15 protein-coding genes are annotated in these 16621 nt (G+C 61.4%); 11 read left to right on the top strand and 4 right to left on the bottom strand.

From position 1 onward, the window contains the following. Positions 1 to 145 precede the first annotated feature (145 nt). A complete protein-coding gene (tolC, locus tag G5306_RS13350) occupies positions 146 to 1468 on the top strand; it encodes an outer membrane channel protein TolC (protein ID WP_216952108.1) in 1323 nt (440 codons plus the stop codon). Between the two features lie 116 nt (positions 1469 to 1584). On the opposite strand, the gene hldE is transcribed toward tolC, so the two are convergent. Beyond that, the gene (hldE, locus tag G5306_RS13355) at positions 1585 to 3012 is read right to left on the bottom strand and encodes a bifunctional D-glycero-beta-D-manno-heptose-7-phosphate kinase/D-glycero-beta-D-manno-heptose 1-phosphate adenylyltransferase HldE (protein ID WP_058058377.1); all 1428 of its coding nucleotides are present in this window, start codon (positions 3010 to 3012) and stop codon (positions 1585 to 1587) included. Positions 3013 to 3216: 204 nt separating this feature from the next. Here hldE and lpxL point away from each other — a divergent pair, with 204 nt between their 5' ends. The 7 genes from lpxL (at position 3217) to G5306_RS13390 (ending at position 11391) form a co-directional block, all read left to right on the top strand. Beyond that, complete coding sequence (gene lpxL, locus G5306_RS13360) at positions 3217 to 4140, top strand: LpxL/LpxP family Kdo(2)-lipid IV(A) lauroyl/palmitoleoyl acyltransferase (RefSeq protein ID WP_216952110.1); 924 nt, start codon at positions 3217 to 3219, stop codon at positions 4138 to 4140. Between the two features lie 628 nt (positions 4141 to 4768). Further along, positions 4769 to 6691: a PTS mannitol transporter subunit IICBA gene (locus tag G5306_RS13365; protein WP_216952111.1), complete on the top strand. Its 1923-nt coding sequence runs from the start codon at positions 4769 to 4771 to the stop codon at positions 6689 to 6691. A gap of 37 nt (positions 6692 to 6728) precedes the next feature. Further along, on the top strand, positions 6729 to 7874 hold the full coding sequence (locus G5306_RS13370) for a mannitol-1-phosphate 5-dehydrogenase (RefSeq protein WP_216952112.1): 1146 nt from the start codon (positions 6729 to 6731) through the stop codon (positions 7872 to 7874). Positions 7875 to 8007: 133 nt separating this feature from the next. Beyond that, a complete protein-coding gene (locus G5306_RS13375) occupies positions 8008 to 8529 on the top strand; it encodes an MltR family transcriptional regulator (protein WP_005354914.1) in 522 nt (173 codons plus the stop codon). Positions 8530 to 8719: 190 nt separating this feature from the next. Then, on the top strand, positions 8720 to 10507 hold the full coding sequence (locus G5306_RS13380) for a cation:proton antiporter (protein WP_216952113.1): 1788 nt from the start codon (positions 8720 to 8722) through the stop codon (positions 10505 to 10507). Continuing rightward, positions 10504 to 11076, top strand: coding sequence for a DNA-J related domain-containing protein (locus tag G5306_RS13385; protein WP_421312974.1), 573 nt, complete (start codon positions 10504 to 10506; stop codon positions 11074 to 11076). The genes G5306_RS13380 and G5306_RS13385 overlap by 4 nt, the downstream gene beginning before the upstream one ends. 66 nt (positions 11077 to 11142) lie before the next feature. Further along, on the top strand, positions 11143 to 11391 hold the full coding sequence (locus G5306_RS13390) for a hypothetical protein (protein WP_216979542.1): 249 nt from the start codon (positions 11143 to 11145) through the stop codon (positions 11389 to 11391). Between the two features lie 160 nt (positions 11392 to 11551). On the opposite strand, the gene dmeF is transcribed toward G5306_RS13390, so the two are convergent. Beyond that, positions 11552 to 12511: a CDF family Co(II)/Ni(II) efflux transporter DmeF gene (gene dmeF / locus G5306_RS13395; protein WP_227341451.1), complete on the bottom strand. Its 960-nt coding sequence runs from the start codon at positions 12509 to 12511 to the stop codon at positions 11552 to 11554. A 71-nt stretch (positions 12512 to 12582) separates the two neighbouring features. On the opposite strand from dmeF, the gene G5306_RS13400 reads away from it, so the two are divergent. From G5306_RS13400 to G5306_RS13410, 3 genes are all read left to right on the top strand, one after another. Next, positions 12583 to 12858, top strand: coding sequence for a metal/formaldehyde-sensitive transcriptional repressor (locus G5306_RS13400; RefSeq protein ID WP_005343089.1), 276 nt, complete (start codon positions 12583 to 12585; stop codon positions 12856 to 12858). A 170-nt stretch (positions 12859 to 13028) separates the two neighbouring features. Then, entirely contained in the window at positions 13029 to 14225 is a 1197-nt protein-coding gene (locus G5306_RS13405; RefSeq protein ID WP_421312975.1) for an aromatic amino acid transaminase, read from the top strand. A 66-nt stretch (positions 14226 to 14291) separates the two neighbouring features. Continuing rightward, the gene (locus G5306_RS13410) at positions 14292 to 15224 is read left to right on the top strand and encodes a LysR family transcriptional regulator (protein WP_216952117.1); all 933 of its coding nucleotides are present in this window, start codon (positions 14292 to 14294) and stop codon (positions 15222 to 15224) included. Positions 15225 to 15287: 63 nt separating this feature from the next. Here G5306_RS13410 and G5306_RS13415 read toward each other — a convergent pair whose 3' ends face one another. Next, entirely contained in the window at positions 15288 to 15611 is a 324-nt protein-coding gene (locus G5306_RS13415) for a DUF1820 family protein (RefSeq protein WP_216952118.1), read from the bottom strand. 124 nt (positions 15612 to 15735) lie between these two features. Then, on the bottom strand, positions 15736 to 16620 hold the full coding sequence (locus G5306_RS13420) for a YjjW family glycine radical enzyme activase (protein WP_421172405.1): 885 nt from the start codon (positions 16618 to 16620) through the stop codon (positions 15736 to 15738). Between the last annotated feature and the right edge of the window lies 1 nt (position 16621).

The following is a 16621-nucleotide window of genomic DNA, read 5'->3' on the forward strand; positions in this document are numbered from 1 at the left end:
TTGACGTTCCCGTCACCGGACCTGAGACTCTTAGCATTAAATTTTGCTTATAGTAGAGTGATTAAGCTGCAATCAAGCTTGGTCGGTGACAATATTTGCCTCTCCAGCAACCAGTTTGGGTTACTACATAAGGTTAAAACGATCTATGAAAAGAACACTTTTGTCAGTCATGGTGTTGCTGGGCGTCAGTGCCGGTGCCCATGCCGAAAACCTGCTCGACATCTACCAGCAAGCCCAGATCAAAGACCCGCAGTTGCTGCAGTCCAAAGCCGTTCGCGACCAGGCCTTCGAGAAGATCAACGAATCCCGTGCCCCTCTGCTGCCCCAGATCGATCTGGGTGCCGGGCTCAATTATCTGCAAAACAAGAACGATACCCAGAGCAATACCAACGCCAAGGGTGAGGTGACGCTGTCGCAATCCCTCTATCGTCGCAGTAACTGGGTCAATCTGGATATCAGCGAGAAGCAGGCCACTCAGTCAGATGTCGCCTACAACCTCGAAATCCAGAACCTGATGGTGCGCACCGCCAAAGCCTACTTTGATGTGCTCAAGGCGATGGATACCCTGGAGTTCGTCCGTGCCAACAAGGTTGCGGTAGAGCGTCAGCTGGAGCAAACCCAGCAGCGTTTCGAAGTGGGCCTGACCGCCATCACCGACGTCCATGAAGCAGAAGCCTCTCGCGACCAGGCGCTGGCTGACGAGATCAATGCAGAAAACTCGCTGGACAACAGCTACGAGACCCTGCGCGAGCTGACCGGTGTTGATCACCGCAACCTGGACATCCTCAACACCGATCGCTTCAGCCCGCAAAAGACTGCCTTCGGTTCCGACAAGTGGCTGGAGCTGGCGCTGGACAAAAACCTGCAACTGCATAGTGCCCGCATCAGCAAGGACATTGCCAAGGAGCAGATCGATCTGGCCAAAACCGGCCATGAGCCGACTCTGGATCTGGGTGCCGGACTGCAAACCAGCAATACCGATTACAAGCTGGATAGTATTCAGAGCGGCGGCAATGACAATCAGGCCAATATCGGTCTGACCTTCAAGCTGCCCATCTACAGTGGTGGCGCCACCAGCTCCAAGGTAAAACAGGCTCAATACAACTACGTTGCGGCCAGTGAACTGCTGGAGAAGAACTTCCGCTCGGTGCAGAGCACAGTGCGCTCCTCCTACAACAACGTGAACGCCAGCATCGGCTCGGTGCGCGCCTACAGCCAGTCTGTGGTCTCCGCCGACAGCGCCCTGAAGGCAACCGAAGCCGGTTACGAAGTGGGTACCCGTACCATCGTCGACGTGCTGGACTCTACTCGCAAGCTGTACGAGGCCAAGCAGAAGCTCTCCGAAGCCCGTTACAACTACATTCTCAATATCCTGAGCCTGAAACAGGCTGCCGGTATTCTGGAAGCGCAGGATCTGGTGGAAGTGAACCAGGGTCTGATGCCTGCCACGGCAAAAGCCAAAGGCTGATAGCCGCTATCGGACATGAAAAAGGCGACCGCAAGGTCGCCTTTTTGTTATCCGTATTTCTGCCGGTTTGCTACCGCCGATAGTGAGCCCCGCCAGATTGCGGGGCTAGCAGAACGTTAGCCGCGCTCGCGGATCGTCTTGATGATGTCGGTGGTGGAGCAGCCATCCTCGAAGTTGAGGACGCGCACCTCACCGCCGTTGGCAGTCACTTCGGCGTAACCGGCGATATCTTCCGGCTTGTAGTCGCCGCCCTTGACCAGCAGATCCGGCAGGATCTCGGCGATCAGGCGCTGCGGGGTATCCTCGGAGAAGGGCACAACCCAGTCCACCGCGCCCAGCGCAGCCAGTACGGCCATACGGCGCTCGGTCGGGTTGACCGGACGACCCGGCCCTTTCAGGCGACGAACCGACTCGTCGGTATTGACCGCCACGATCAGGCGATCCCCCAGCTTGCCGGCGTTGGCCAGATAGGAGACATGGCCGGCGTGCAGGATGTCGAAGCAACCGTTGGTCATCACCACCTTCTCGCCGCGCAGACGGGCGGCACGAACCGCCACTTTCAGCTGGGCTTCGGACATGACGCCGAAGCCGGTCTCCTGCTCGGTATAGAGGGCGTTGGCCAGCTCGACCGGGCTAACGGTAGAGGTACCCAGCTTGCCGACCACGATACCGGCTGCGGTATTGGCCAGCGCGCAGGCTTCGTCCAGGCTCTTGCCTGCCGCCAGTGAGGTAGCCAGAGTGGAGATGACGGTATCACCGGCACCGGTCACATCATAAACCTCGTGGGCCTGAGCCGGCAGATGCAGCTCCGGCTGACCTTCGCGGATCAGGGTCATGCCGTTCTCGGAACGGGTGACCAGCAGGGCATCCAGCTCGAAACGCTTGACCAGATCCAGCCCCTTGGCGACCAGCTCTTCTTCGCTCTTCACCTTGCCCACCACGGCCTCGAATTCGGACATGTTGGGGGTCAGCAGGGTGGCGCCGCGGTACTTCTCGAAGTCGGTACCCTTGGGGTCGACCAGCACCGGAATACCGGCGGCACGGGCGCGCTGGATCATGCCGGGCACGTCGTTGAGAGCCCCCTTGCCATAGTCGGAAAGGATCATCACGTCGCTATTCGGCAGCGCCTGCTCCACCTTGCTCATCAGCAGGGTGGCATCGACGGAGTGGAAGGGCTCTTCAAAGTCCAGACGCAGCAGCTGCTGGTTGCGTGACAGCACACGCAGCTTGGTGATAGTCGGGAAGTCGGCCAGACGAACGAAATCACAGGCCACCTTGACGCCAGCCATCTGGCCAGCCAGCGCATCGGCAGCCTCGTCCTGACCGGTCAGGCCAAGCAGCACAGCGTGGGCGCCAAGGGCAGCGGAGTTGAGGGCCACGTTGGCCGCGCCACCGGGACGCTCCTCAATGTGTTCAACCTTGACCACGGGCACCGGCGCCTCGGGGGAGATCCGACCGGTAGGGCCATGCCAGTAACGGTCCAACATGACATCGCCAACGACCAGAACGCGGGCTTTTTCAAAATCGGGCAGGGTGATCTTCATCTGTATCGACTCTCAAAACCTGAAAAATCAGCGGGCGATTTTATCACACTCTTTTATCCGGTGTAGAAAAAGCCGACCGCAGTTGCCGCCGCTGTCACGCTAACCGGACGCAGGCTACCCCTCTGACCAGCACACAGCCATTCGCCCCCGCCCCCCCTTTTCGGCTAGAATCCCCCGATTGTGTTTGCGAACAAGAGATTAGCCATGGCCCACGACAACGCTCCCCGCCTGGAGCCCCGCCTGTTTCATCCCCGTTACTGGGCCAGCTGGTTCGGCTTAGGCCTGCTCTGGCTGCTGACCCTGCTGCCGTGGCGTAGCCAGATGTGGCTGGGCCGTCAGCTCGGTCGCCTCGCCGCTAGGATATTGAAGTCCCGGGTCAAGATTGCCCGTCGCAATCTGGAGCTGGCGATGCCCGAGCTGACCCGGGATGAGCGGGAGAAACTGCTCAAGGCAAACTTCGAGAGCGTGGGCTGTGCCGTGTTCGAGGTGGGGATCGCCTGGTTCTGGCCAGACTGGCGGATGCGCAACCTGATGAAAGTGGAAGGGGAAGAACACGTCATCGCCGCCATGGAAAAAGGTCAGGGCATGCTGCTGCTCTCCTGCCACTTCCTGACGCTGGAACTCAACGCCCGCTGTTTCGGGCTGGTGCGCCCCGGGGTCGGCGTCTATCGCCCCAACACCAACCCGGTGCTGGAGTATGCCCAGTACCACGGTCGCTGCGCCTCCAACAAATATCTGGTGGACCGGATGGATGTGAAGGGGATGATCAAGGCGCTGCGCAACGGCGACGCCCTCTGGTATGCACCGGATCACGACTACGGCAGCCACGCCAGCGTGTTCGTGCCCTACTTCGCGGTAGAGCAGGCGGCCACCATCACCGGCACCGCCACCCTGGCTCGGGTGAAGAACACCGTTACCCTGCCCTGCTACAACATCCGTACCAGCGAGGGTTACACCCTGCATATCGGGGCGCCGCTCGCCGACTACCCGAGCGGAGATGACATGATTGATGCCGCCCGCGCCAACCGCGAGATTGAAGCTGCGGTGCGCAAGGCGCCGGAGCAGTACATGTGGCTCCATCGCCGCTTCAAGACCCGCCCCTCCTCCGAGGATGCCGGCTTCTACTAAGCCGCAGCCCCCGACTGGGGCCAGATCACCAAAACCGACAAACCGCCTGCTGGCGGTTTGTTTTTATCTGCTGTCTGCCCTGCGCGGCAAGCAAGCACCCCGAACATCTGCCGCTCGATAACATCCTGCATGTTGGCGCCCACTCCCATCAATCAGCCGCAAAAGAGTCCTAGCCGCCGACCGTAAAAACTGAAAGCGGGTTACAAATTTATTGATTCATTGATAAGCAATGGAGTGTTTCGATAGATCCATCGTCACTACCCGCTGATGAGTGACTGAGTAATTTGTCCCATTCGAATACAAAAATCGAATTTGTGACGCTAATCACCATTCCACAAGGGGGCCACAAAGTAACTTTAGTGATTTAAATCACAAAAAATGACCATGCAAAACAGAAAAGATCGAAATGTAGCCGAATTACAGCTCTCGAACGTGATCAGGATCACTGGTTTGGGAGGGGGTATCGCTGGGTATCTGAGAGGTGGTTCACAAGACACCCCGTTTTCAGCCTAATTTGATATCAAGCTGGTAGATTGAAGTTGCTTAGACGACCGGGATGGCGGTTCGGCAAAACCGGCCATCCCGAACTACCACTTTTAATCAAACAGGCTTAAAACGGGGTCCCGACATGTTATCACCGGATACCAAAGTCAAGATACAGAATTTTGGACGCTTCCTGTCCAATATGGTCATGCCCAACATAGGCGCCTTTATCGCCTGGGGCTTTATCACCGCCCTCTTCATCCCCACCGGCTGGCTGCCCAATGAAACCTTGGCCAAGCTGGTCGGCCCCATGATCACCTACCTGCTGCCGCTGCTGATTGGCTACACCGGCGGCAAACTGATGGGCGGTGAGCGCGGCGGCGTGGTCGGTGCCATCACCACCATGGGTGTCATCGTGGGGACCGACATCCCGATGTTTATGGGTGCTATGATGGTCGGCCCGCTCGGTGGCTGGGCCATCAAGCGCTTCGACAAGGCGATGGACGGTCGCGTCAAGAGCGGCTTCGAGATGCTGGTCAACAACTTCTCCGCCGGCCTCATCGGCATGCTGCTGGCCATCCTCGCCTTCTTCGTGATTGGCCCCTTCGTCAAGGTGCTCTCCGGCCTGCTGGCCGGTGGCGTCGGCTTCCTGGTAGAAAACCACATGCTGCCGCTCACCTCCATCTTCGTCGAACCGGCCAAGATCCTGTTCCTCAACAACGCCATCAACCACGGCATCTTCTCGCCGCTGGGGATCCAGCAAGCCACCGAGCACGGTAGCTCCATCTTCTTCCTGATTGAAGCGAACCCGGGCCCGGGCATGGGCGTGCTGCTGGCCTACATGGTGTTCGGTCGTGGTGCGGCCAAGCAGTCCGCGGCTGGCGCCTCCATCATTCACTTCTTCGGTGGCATCCACGAGATCTACTTCCCGTATGTGCTGATGAACCCGCGCCTCATTCTGGCGGTGATCGCCGGTGGCATGACCGGGGTCTTTACCCTGACCCTGTTCAACGCCGGTCTGGTCTCCCCTGCCTCACCGGGCTCCATCTTCGCCGTGTTGTTGATGACGCCGAAAGCCTCCCTGATCGGGGTCGCCCTCTCCATCATCAGCGCGACTCTGGTCTCCTTCCTGGTCGCCGCCGTGTTCGTTCGCGCCCATCAACCGGAAGCCGACGAGGCCGATGCCCTCGGTGAAGCCACCCGCAAGATGAAAGCCATGAAGGGCGGCAAGCCCGAAACCGCAGCGGCCAAGAAGCCGGGCGGCGAACTGATGGCGGTACGCAATATCGTGGTCGCCTGCGATGCGGGCATGGGCTCCAGCGCCATGGGCGCCGGCATGCTGCGCAAACGGGTGCAGGCCGCCGGGCTCGATATCAGCGTCACCAACCGCGCCATCGATCAGCTCGACGATCAGGTGGATTGGGTCATTACCCACAAGGATTTGACCGAGCGGGCCCGTCGCCATGCGCCGAACGCTCACCATATCTCGCTCACCAACTTCCTCGACAACGGCCTCTATCAGGAGCTGGTACAGAGCCTGAGCCGCGCCGCCAACGATGACGTCGCCAACCCACAATTGCTGGTGGCCGCCAACGACGACAGCTACGAGCCGCAGGCAGCCGAAGTCTTTACCCTGAGCCGTCATGACGTGCATCTGGGACTGAAAGCGGACAACAAGGAGGCCGCCATCCTGACCGCTGGCCGACTGCTGGCAGAGCGCGGCTACGTGGCGCCCGACTACGTCAACGCCATGCTGGAGCGCGAACAACTGGTCTCCACCTACCTCGGCGAATCCATCGCCGTGCCGCACGGCACCATCGCCGCCAAGGAGTTTGTGAAGCGTACCGGCATCGTCATCTGCCAGTACCCGGCCGGGGTCGCCTTTGGCGAGGCTGCCGATGAGGTAGCGCGGCTGGTGATCGGCATCGCCGCCCGCAACGACGAACACATGCAGGTAATAACCCGCCTGACCAATGCACTGGATGAACCCGGTCTCATCGACCGGCTGGCCAGCACCACGGATCCCCAGGCCTTCCTGGATCTGCTGGGTGCCGAACAGGCTGCGTAATCATCTTTCATCGTCTTTGGTTCAAGAGGTTAATATCATGAAAACATTACATTTTGGTGCTGGTAACATCGGTCGCGGCTTTATCGGTAAAGTGCTGGCAGATGCCAGCCATCAGGTCACCTTCGCCGACGTCAACGACATCCTGATCGACCAGCTCAACCACCGTCAGGAGTACAAGGTTCATGTGGTAGGGGCGGATCAGAAACTGGACGTGGTGCGCAACGTGGCGGCGGTCAGTTCCGCCGGTCACGAGGTGATCGCCCGCATCATCACCGCCGATCTGGTCACCACCGCCGTCGGCCCCAACATTCTGGACAAGATTGCCAGCACCCTGGCCAAGGGGCTGCAAGCTCGCTTCGATGCCGGCAACCTGACACCGCTGAACGTCATCGCCTGTGAAAACATGGTACGCGGCACCAGCCACCTCAAGCGGGAGGTACTCAAGTACCTGCCGGTCGCGTATCATGCCACGCTCGAATCCTGTATCGGCTTCGTCGACTCGGCGGTGGATCGCATCGTGCCGCCCTCCGCGGCTGCCAACGATGATCCGCTGGAAGTGACGGTCGAGAGCTTCAGCGAGTGGATCGTCGACCAGACCCAGTTCAAGGGAGAGCTGCCACAGGTGGCGGGCATGGAGCCCACCGACAACCTGATGGCCTTCGTCGAGCGCAAGCTGTTCACCCTCAACACCGGCCACATCGTCACCGCCTACCTCGGCAAACTGCGGGGCTACCGCACAGTGCGCGAGGCGATCGAAGATCCGGTGATCCGCAGCAAGGTACGCCGCGCCATGGAGGAGAGCGGTGCCGTGCTGGTGAAACGCTACGGCTTCGACCCGCGTCTGCACGCCGCCTACATCGAGAAGATCCTAGCCCGCTTCGCCAACCCCTATCTGGTGGACGAGATTGACCGGGTCGGTCGTCAGCCGCTGCGCAAGCTGGCGGCGGGAGATCGACTGGTGAAGCCGCTGCTGGGCACCCTGGAGTACGGCCTGCCGAGCGATCAGTTGCAGGAGGGGATCGCCGCGGCGCTCCACTATCGCAATGCCGATGACCCGCAGGCGGTGGAGCTGCAAGCCCTGCTGGCGGAGCTTGGCCCGGCCAAAGCGCTGGCCCGCGTCACCGGACTGGATGAAGAGAGCGAAGTGGTTCGCGCCATCGTCGCCCGTTACGAAACCCTGTAATAACCCTGCTTGCGGCGCATTCAGCCACCACTGATAGCGCGCCAAGCGCTTGAATGGCAAGGGAATGTGCCCCATATGATAAAAACCGGGAGAGAGGCTGACTCTCTCCCTGTCAGCTGGACCCAATGCACCTATGACCACACACCAGGAAGATGAAGTACTGGAACGACTGAACGAGCAGGATGGCCCACGCGGCTTCTTTCTCGAAGCCGTGACCATCCTGGAAGAGGCGGTCGACTCCCTGATGCGACGCGCGTTTCGTCAGGAGGAGTATGCCGTCAAATACGCCATCGAACCCCTGCTCAACCAGAGCGGCCCCCTCGGCCAGCTGGAGGTGCGCCTCAAGCTCATCTTCGCCCTCGGCCTCATCTCCCTTGAGCGCTATCAGGATCTGGAAGCCTATCTCAAGATCCGCGACTTTCTGGTGCGCGACCCCAAGGATTACCGCTTCAGCGACAAGCCGATCCGCGACCTGCTCGACCGCCTGCACGGAGTCAATCAGGGCGGCATGATGAAGCTGGAGCCCCCCGCCAGCGAAGAGGATTGGGCCTTCTACCAGATGCAGCTCAACCGGCTCGATCAGATGGTGCGCTCCGCCCTGGTACTGGCGCTGGCCGACTGTGTCGGCGAGCTCCACAAGGAGAGCCCCATCTAATCCGGCCCTGAGGCCACCCCATCACCACGGTTGGCGTCTGGCTGGCGCCCTTCACACCACCGCTAGCCACCATGACGCCGACTGTCGCACATCTCCCCATCCCGGCCATGATGCACGCGCCTTCAGGTGTCAATCTGACCAACTTAGCCACTACACTAGCTCCATACTCACTGCCTGAATCGAGGTCTGCATGATTGCCCTCTCTCTGGCCGGGATCGCCCTGGTCTCCGTGCTGGCCCAATGGCTTGCTTGGTCGCTGCGGGTGCCCGCCATCCTGTTTCTGCTGCTCACCGGCCTGACTCTGGGCCCGGTCAGCGGCCTGCTCGATCCCGATGCCCTGCTCGGGGATCTGCTGTTCCCGCTGGTCTCCCTGTCGGTGGCCATCATCCTGTTCGAGGGGGCGCTGACCCTCCATCTGGCCGAGCTCAAGGGGATCGGCAAGGTGGTACGCAATCTCTGCTCCACCGGCATGCTGGTCAGCTTCGCCGTCATCGGCAGCGCCGGTTACTTCCTGCTGGGGCTGGACTGGCGGGTCGCCACCATGCTCGGCGCGGTACTGGTGGTAACGGGCCCGACGGTGATCGCCCCCATGCTCAACGTGATCCGCCCCACCCGGGAGGTGGACCGCATTCTGCGCTGGGAGGGGATCGTCATCGACCCCATCGGCGCCCTGTTTGCGGTGCTGGTATTCGAGGCGGTACGCCTCGGCAGTCAGGGAGATCTCATCAGCCATACCCTGCTGGCGCTGGGCAAGACAGTGTTGGTCGGTTCCCTGATCGGGGTGGCGGCAGGCTGGCTCACCACCCTGCTCATTCGCAAGGACTGGCTACCGGTCAGCCTGCACAAATTCGGCGTGCTGGCGCTGGTGCTGGTCACCTTCAGCCTCTCCAACTGGCTCAGCCACGAATCTGGCCTGCTGGCGGTGACCGTGTTCGGCATCTGGCTCGCCAATCAGGAGGGGCTGGATCTGGAGGAGGTGCTGGCGTTCAAGGAGGATCTCGCGGTCATCCTTATATCCAGCCTGTTTATCCTGCTGGCGGCCCGCCTCGATCTGGCCCAGCTCTGGCAACTCGGCCCCATGGTGCTGGCGCTGCTGTGCGTGGTGCAATTCGTGGCGCGTCCGCTCTGTATTCTGGTCTCGACCTGGGGCTCGGATCTCTCCTGGCGGGCTCGCGCTCTGCTGAGCTGGATCGCCCCGCGCGGCATAGTCGCGGCGGCGGTCAGCGCCTCGTTTGCCATCAGCCTGCATCAGGCCGAGATCCCCGATGCCGACAAGCTGGTGCCGCTGGTATTTGCGGTGATCATCTCCACCGTGGTGTTGCAGAGCCTCACCTCGGCACCGCTGGCCAGCCTGCTCAAGATGCGCCAGAGCGCCCCCAACACCTGGCTCATCATAGGGGCCAACTCGGTGGCGCGGGCTATCGGCAAGGCGCTGGCGGATCAGGGTGTGCCGGTACAGCTCTGCGATCCCGCCTGGGAGTTCTGCAAACAGGCGCGGATGAGCAACCTCCCCTGTTATTTCGGCAACCCCCAGTCGGAACATGCCGAGCTGCACCTGCCGCTTACCAGCATCAGTACCGTGCTGGCGCTCTCCCCCAACCGTCACAACAACGCCCTCGGGGTACTGCACTTTGCCCACCTCTACGGCGAGGAGCAGGTCTACTCCCTGCGCTCCAGCGAGCAGCACGGCAAAGCCAACCGGGAGAGTGCCACCTTCCGCGCTCGCCAGAACCTGTTCGGCCCCGACATCAACTATGCCCGGCTGAGCAGCCTGCTGAGCCGGGGCGGCCAGATCAAGGCGACCCGCCTGAGCGAGGCGTTCGACTGGGCCCAGTATCAGACCGCCAATCCCGGCGCCATCCCTCTGTTCATCATGGATGGCAAGGGCAAGCCCCAGATCGTCACCGGCCCCGTCACCCCGCAGGCGGGTGAGCTGCTGATCGCCCTGCAGCCGCCCAGAGAGCAGGGAACCGAATGAGCGAGGCCAACCACAATCCGCTGATCACCCCTCTGCTGGTGCTGCTGCAACAGGCGGCGGGCAGCTACAAGGTGCATGAACTGATGGCGGCTCTGCGCCAGCAGGGGGCAATTCCGGTACTGGCTGACGATGAGCAACTACAGCTGTTTCGGGTCAACTTCCTGATCATGAACGCCCTCTACCAGTTGCAGGCCGAGCTCTGGCAAGAGGGATGGTGGCTGGTAATCAGCACCCTGGATATCCGGCTCGAACCGCTGGCCGGGAATCAGGAGGCCAACCACGGCTTTGCCCTTGGCGAAAATCTGCGTAGCTACTATCTCGACTGGCAGGTGTTCTGGCAGACCGACCGTGCCGAAGTTGAAGCCCTGCTCAACCGCTTCTGGCGCGCTTATGACGGTGAGGGGCACAAAGCCGAGGCGCTGGCCCTGTTGGGGTTGAATGAGGGGGCGAGTCAGGAGGCGATCCGCCGCCGCTGGCGGGAGCTGGCATTGCAGCACCATCCGGATCGGGGTGGTAATGCCGAGACCTTTATCCGTATCCGCTGGGCCTGGGAGGTCCTGCGGGGATGATCCGGTTGCCGTCCGCACAAAGAGAGGCATAGACTGGAGCTGAATCCCCCTTCACAGGAGAGCATCATGACAGTCAGTGAACTTCGCAAGCTCTATCAACAACAGATCCTGCAAGAGGCCGAAATACTCCACGACGTGGCCATCCCCGGCTGGCTCATCGAATTCAGAGGCAAGGATGGCGCTCTCTACGAGCTGACCGACACCCTCGGCTGCCCGGTCAGTTTCGATACGGTCGAGCAGGCCCGCGATCATGTGCATCTGGTAGCTGACTGCCCGATGCAGGTAGAACACCTCTATCGCTTCTTCGAACGTTAACTCAAACCGTCACATCTCACCCCTAGCCCCGGTGAGGCTTGTACCAGGCACATAGTCAGCACGTGCCTGCCACAGGCCTCCCCAGAAAAAACTGCTTCGATTTACTCGTGTTGCAGAGTACAAGTTGCACGCTATCTGGCATAGACAGCCATAAATCTGGCTATGGAGTGGCTATCTCTATGGTCACATGGACCAGCTCTTCATGTATCGCCAACCGCGCGCGGATCTCGCTGGCGGAGACAGGCGCAGTCATCAGCAGGGAGAGCACGCAGGCATACTGCTGCTGGCCCACCCGCCAGACGTGCAGATCGCGGATCTCGGCATCCGGCAGGTCGGCAATCACCTCACGGATCTCACCCACCAACGGGGTATCCATCTCGGCATCCAGCAGCACCCGACCGGAGTCGCGCAGCAGACCCCAGGCCCACACCGCCACCAGTACGGCCCCCACTATGCCCATCAGGGGATCCAGCCAGTCGGCCCCCCACAGCATGCCCCCCACCAGTGCCAGGATCGCCAGCACGGAAGTGGCCGCATCCGCCAGCACGTGGATATAGGCGGCACGCAGGTTGAGATCCTGATGGCCGTGGTGATCGTCATGGTCATGATGATCGTGGTCGTGATGCCCATGATGGTGGTCATGCCCATGGCCGTGGTGATGATGGCCGTGATCATCCTTGAGCAGCCAGGCACAGGCCAGATTCACCAGCAGCCCCACCAGCGCGATGGCGATCGCCTGTTGATAGTGGATCGGGCTGGGATCGAGCAGCCTGAACACCGACTCGAACAGCATCAGCCCGGCCACCCCCACCAGCAGGAGAGCGCTGGTGAAGCCACCCAGCACCTCGATCTTCCAGGTGCCGAAGCTGAATCTGTGGTCGCGGGCAAAGTGGCGGGCGGCGCGGTAGGCCAGCACCGAGAGGCCGAGCGCCAGCGCGTGGGAACTCATGTGCCAGCCATCGGCCAGCAGCGCCATGGAGTTGTAGAACCAGCCGCCGCCGATCTCCGCCACCATCATGATGACAGTCAGCAGCACGGCCCAGCGAGTCTTCTGTTCGGCCAGCGGATTCCCTTCGTGGACGACGGGTTGGTGGCAGTGGGATGAGGCAAGGGATGACATGGATTTCTCCTGAGGACGACAATGCAATATACTATACCCCAGTATAGTTTTATTGATCGAGAGGATCCTGCATGTCACACACCATTCACGGTAAAAAGAAGCTGCTGGCACGGGTACGTCGCATCAAGGGACAGGCCGGTGCGCTGGAGCACGCGCTGGAGCAGGAGAGCGACTGCGCCGCCATTTTGCAGCAGATCGCGGCCATTCGCGGTGCCGTCAACGGCCTGATGCTGGAGGTGCTGGAAGGGCACATGCGTGAGCATCTGGGTGCCGAAGAGGCGACCCCGGCCGAGCGGCTGGAAGATCTGGATCAAGTAGTGCGGGTATTGCGATCCTATCTGAAGTAGGACCGGTGAATGAGGCTGCGGGCGACCCCGCATCATTCCGTTTACGGCTGTGTGGCGTCTGCCCGCCAGCCCCCGTCCCTTTCGGGCTTGAGCCACCGCCAGCTTTGCGCCATGATGTCCAGCCCGGCTGACCGCCGGTTTTACTGGACAGTCAATTTCAAGGATCCCCCATGTTTGAACACGTCGATGCCTATGCTGGCGACCCCATCCTGACGCTAGTCGAGACCTTCCACAAAGACACCCGCGAGCAGAAGGTGAACCTGGGGATCGGCCTCTATTACGACGAGCAGGGGCGCATTCCGCTGCTGCCGTCGGTGCAGCAGGCCGAAGCCCAGCGCGCGGCCGCCCCTGCCCCGCGCCCCTACCAGCCGATGGAAGGCGCCGCCAACTACCGCACCGCAGTGCAACACCTGCTGTTTGGTGCCGACCATGAAGCGGTCAAGGCGGGACGTATCGCCACCATCCAGACCATCGGCGGCTCCGGCGCGCTGAAGATCGGCGCCGATCTGCTCAAGCGCTACTTCCCGACCTCCGAGGTGTGGGTCAGCAATCCCACCTGGGATAACCACAAGGCGATGTTCGAAGGCGCCGGCATCAAGGTGCACGACTACCCCTACTACGATGCGGCCACTGGCGGCGTGCAGTTTGATGCGATGATCGACTGCCTGAGTACCCTGCCGGCCATGAGCATCGTGCTGCTGCACCCCTGCTGCCACAACCCGACCGGGGTGGATCTCTCCCGTGCCCAGTGGGATCGGGTGATCGCGCTGGTGGTCGAGAAGAACCTGATCCCCTTTGTGGATATCGCCTATCAGGGCTTCGGCGACGGGCTGGAAGAGGATGCCTACGCCATTCGCGCCATGGTGGCCGCCGGCGTAAGCTTCTTCGTCAGCAACTCCTTTTCCAAGAACCTCTCCTTCTACGGCGAGCGGTGCGGCGGCCTGTCGGTCATCTGCAAGGATGCCGAAGAAGCCAGCCGCGTACTGGGTCAGATGAAGGCCACCGTGCGTCGCAACTACTCAAGCCCGCCCACCCACGGTGGCCAGATCACCGCGGCAGTGATGAGCCAGCCCGAGCTGCACGCCATGTGGGTCGACGAAGTGACCGAGATGCGCACCCGCATCAAGGCCATGCGCCAGAAGCTGTTCGAGGTGCTGAGCGCCAAGGTGCCGGGCCGCGACTTCAGCTACTTCATCAACCAGCGCGGCATGTTCAGCTACACCGGCTTCACCCCGGAGCAGGTGGACAGGCTGCGCGAGGAGTTCGCCGTCTATCTGGTGCGATCCGGTCGCATGTGCGTGGCGGGCCTCAATAGCCGCAACGTCGACTATGTGGCTGACGCCATGGCCGCGGTGCTCAAGGGCTAATCCGCATCAGCCCCGCTTTGGCGGGGCTTTCTTGTCTTGTCTCTTCCCTTCGCTTGTGGAGTACTTATGGATCTGATCGCACTCTCTCGGCTGGGAGGTCGCCATCTGGTCACCCTGCATCTGCTGCTCGACAACCAGAGCGTCACCCGCACCGCCGAGCGGCTCTGCACCACGCCTTCCACCGTTAGCAAGACCCTCAACCAGCTGCGGGGTCTGCTGGGGGATCAACTGCTCTACCGCCAGGGCAACCAGCTGCTGCTCACCCCCATGGCCGAGCGACTGGCTCCCACCCTGCACCGGTTGTTGGGGGAGCTGAACGGCCTCACTCGCCAGAATGCCTTCAACCCCCAGCAGTGGCAGGGCTGCTTGCGGCTGGGATTGCGCGAGAGCGTGATGACCTGGCCGGTGGGCCCCATTCTGGGTCAGCTGATGAAAGAAGTGCCGGGCATGGTGCCGGAGATCTGGAACAAGGATGAGCAGGGGCTGGAGGCGCTGGCAGCGGGCAAACTCGACTTCGTGATCCTGCCCCATGACCAGAGCCAGCCGTTACCGCGCCAGCCCGGGCTGGTGTGGGAGACCCTGCGGGAAGAGAAACTGGTCTGTCTGCTGCGCAAAGACCACCCGGCGCTGGCCAAGCCCTGGGATCTCGATGCCTACCTGAGCTGGCGCCATATCGCCATCCGGGATCAGGAGCTGGCCAACCCCTTCTTCGAGCAGAGCCTTGCCCAGCAACAGGTGCGTCGCCAGATTGGCGCCACCCTGCCCGATTTTGCCAGCGCGGCGGCCCTGCTGCCCCAGACCGATCTGATCCTCACCGCCATCGGTGGCTGGGCGGCATGCATCGCCAGCCAGCCGGATCTGGAGCTGCGTCCGGCACCGTTCGATTACGGCAAGGTGAGTCACAGTCTGGTCTGGTATGGCCCGGCCGGTGATGGCTCGGCCCGCCACTGGTTCCGCCAGCGGATCCTGCAACTGGGTCGCGAGCTGGTCGAGCCCTGAGCCAGGTGACAGCGAGAAGAGATGGATGTTTCGCCACGGCGAAACATCCACGGCAATGAGGGATCAGGGACGCTTGGTATAAATGGGACTGGGGAAGGAGGCGACGTTGCTACCCAGATCCGTAATGCGGGCAGCCCCCTGCTTTTTCACCTGATCGATGCGTAACACCTGATGCATGGGGATAAGGGTGTGACGCACATCGGCAAATTCGCTCTTGAGCTTTTCATGGCTGGGATCGACGATAAGCGCCGTGTGGTTGTCCCAGACAAAATCGGCGATCTCGATAAATCCAAACAGTTGGCCCTGATTCACCTGGCGCACATAAACCTCATAGCGCTCGTTGTGGCAAATAAACTGAACCCGATATAACGCCTTGCTTTCACTCATGATTTATCTGTGATGGAGGAGGGACGGATGGGCAATATCATAACGAGCCCCAAGGCCCCCTCCAATAGACAGAAGTCACAGTTGTGTGCTTTTACTACACAGCAAGGGAATCGATCAGACCTCTTTAGATCAGCGGTGGCAAGGTCACCGCCCCCACTCCCGCAGCACGCAACCGACTCGCCAGCCACTCCAGCTCGCTGCGGGTCGCCTCTGGCCATTGCGCAGCCTCCCCCCGTACCCCGTGGTGGCGAAAGCCATTGAGGCGAATGGGCACAGGCCCCAGCTGCTGCAAGAAGGCGGCGAGATCCGCGTCCAGCTCACCATTCGCATCCAGAAAATCGCTCTTGCCCGGCACGTGGAGCAGCCGCAGTTCGGTCAGCTTGCTGTGACTTGCCAGCAGTTGCAGCGATGCCAGCACCCGTTCGCGGCTGTAACCGGTCAGCGAGAGGTGTACCGAGTCACGCCACCCCTTGAGATCGAGCATGGCACCATCGAGCATCGGCAATAGCCGCTGCCAGCCGGTTTCGGCCAGCGAGCCGTTGCTGTCGAGCAGGCAAGTGAGATGGGCCAGATCCGGCGCGGCCTTGATGGCGGTAAAGAGCGCAACCACGAAGGGGAGCTGAGTAGTCGCCTCACCGCCTGAGACAGTAATCCCGCTCAGCAAGGGGCCGTAGCGGCGCAGCAGGGCCAGCACCTCGGCCACCGTCATGCTGGCGGTCTTGGGATTGGCACTGCGCGGGCAGACATCCAGACAGGCGTCGCAATCGGTGCAGAGCGCCTCCTGCCAATTAACCTTACCTTCGCTCATGGAGAGGGCGCCACTCGGACAGACCGCAAGGCAGTCGCCGCAATCGTCGCACAGCCCTATGGTGTGCGGGTTATGGCAGCCGGGGCAGCGAAAGTTGCACCCCTGCAGAAACAACACCAGCCGGTTGCCCGGCCCGTCGACACAGGAGAACGACAGCACCCTGCTCACCAGAGCGCTGCGTGTTGGCAAGACATCAGCCATC

Origin of the sequence: Aeromonas sp. 603404 (assembly GCF_049171775.1) — a bacterium.
GTDB classification, from domain to species: domain Bacteria; phylum Pseudomonadota; class Gammaproteobacteria; order Enterobacterales; family Aeromonadaceae; genus Aeromonas; species Aeromonas veronii_A.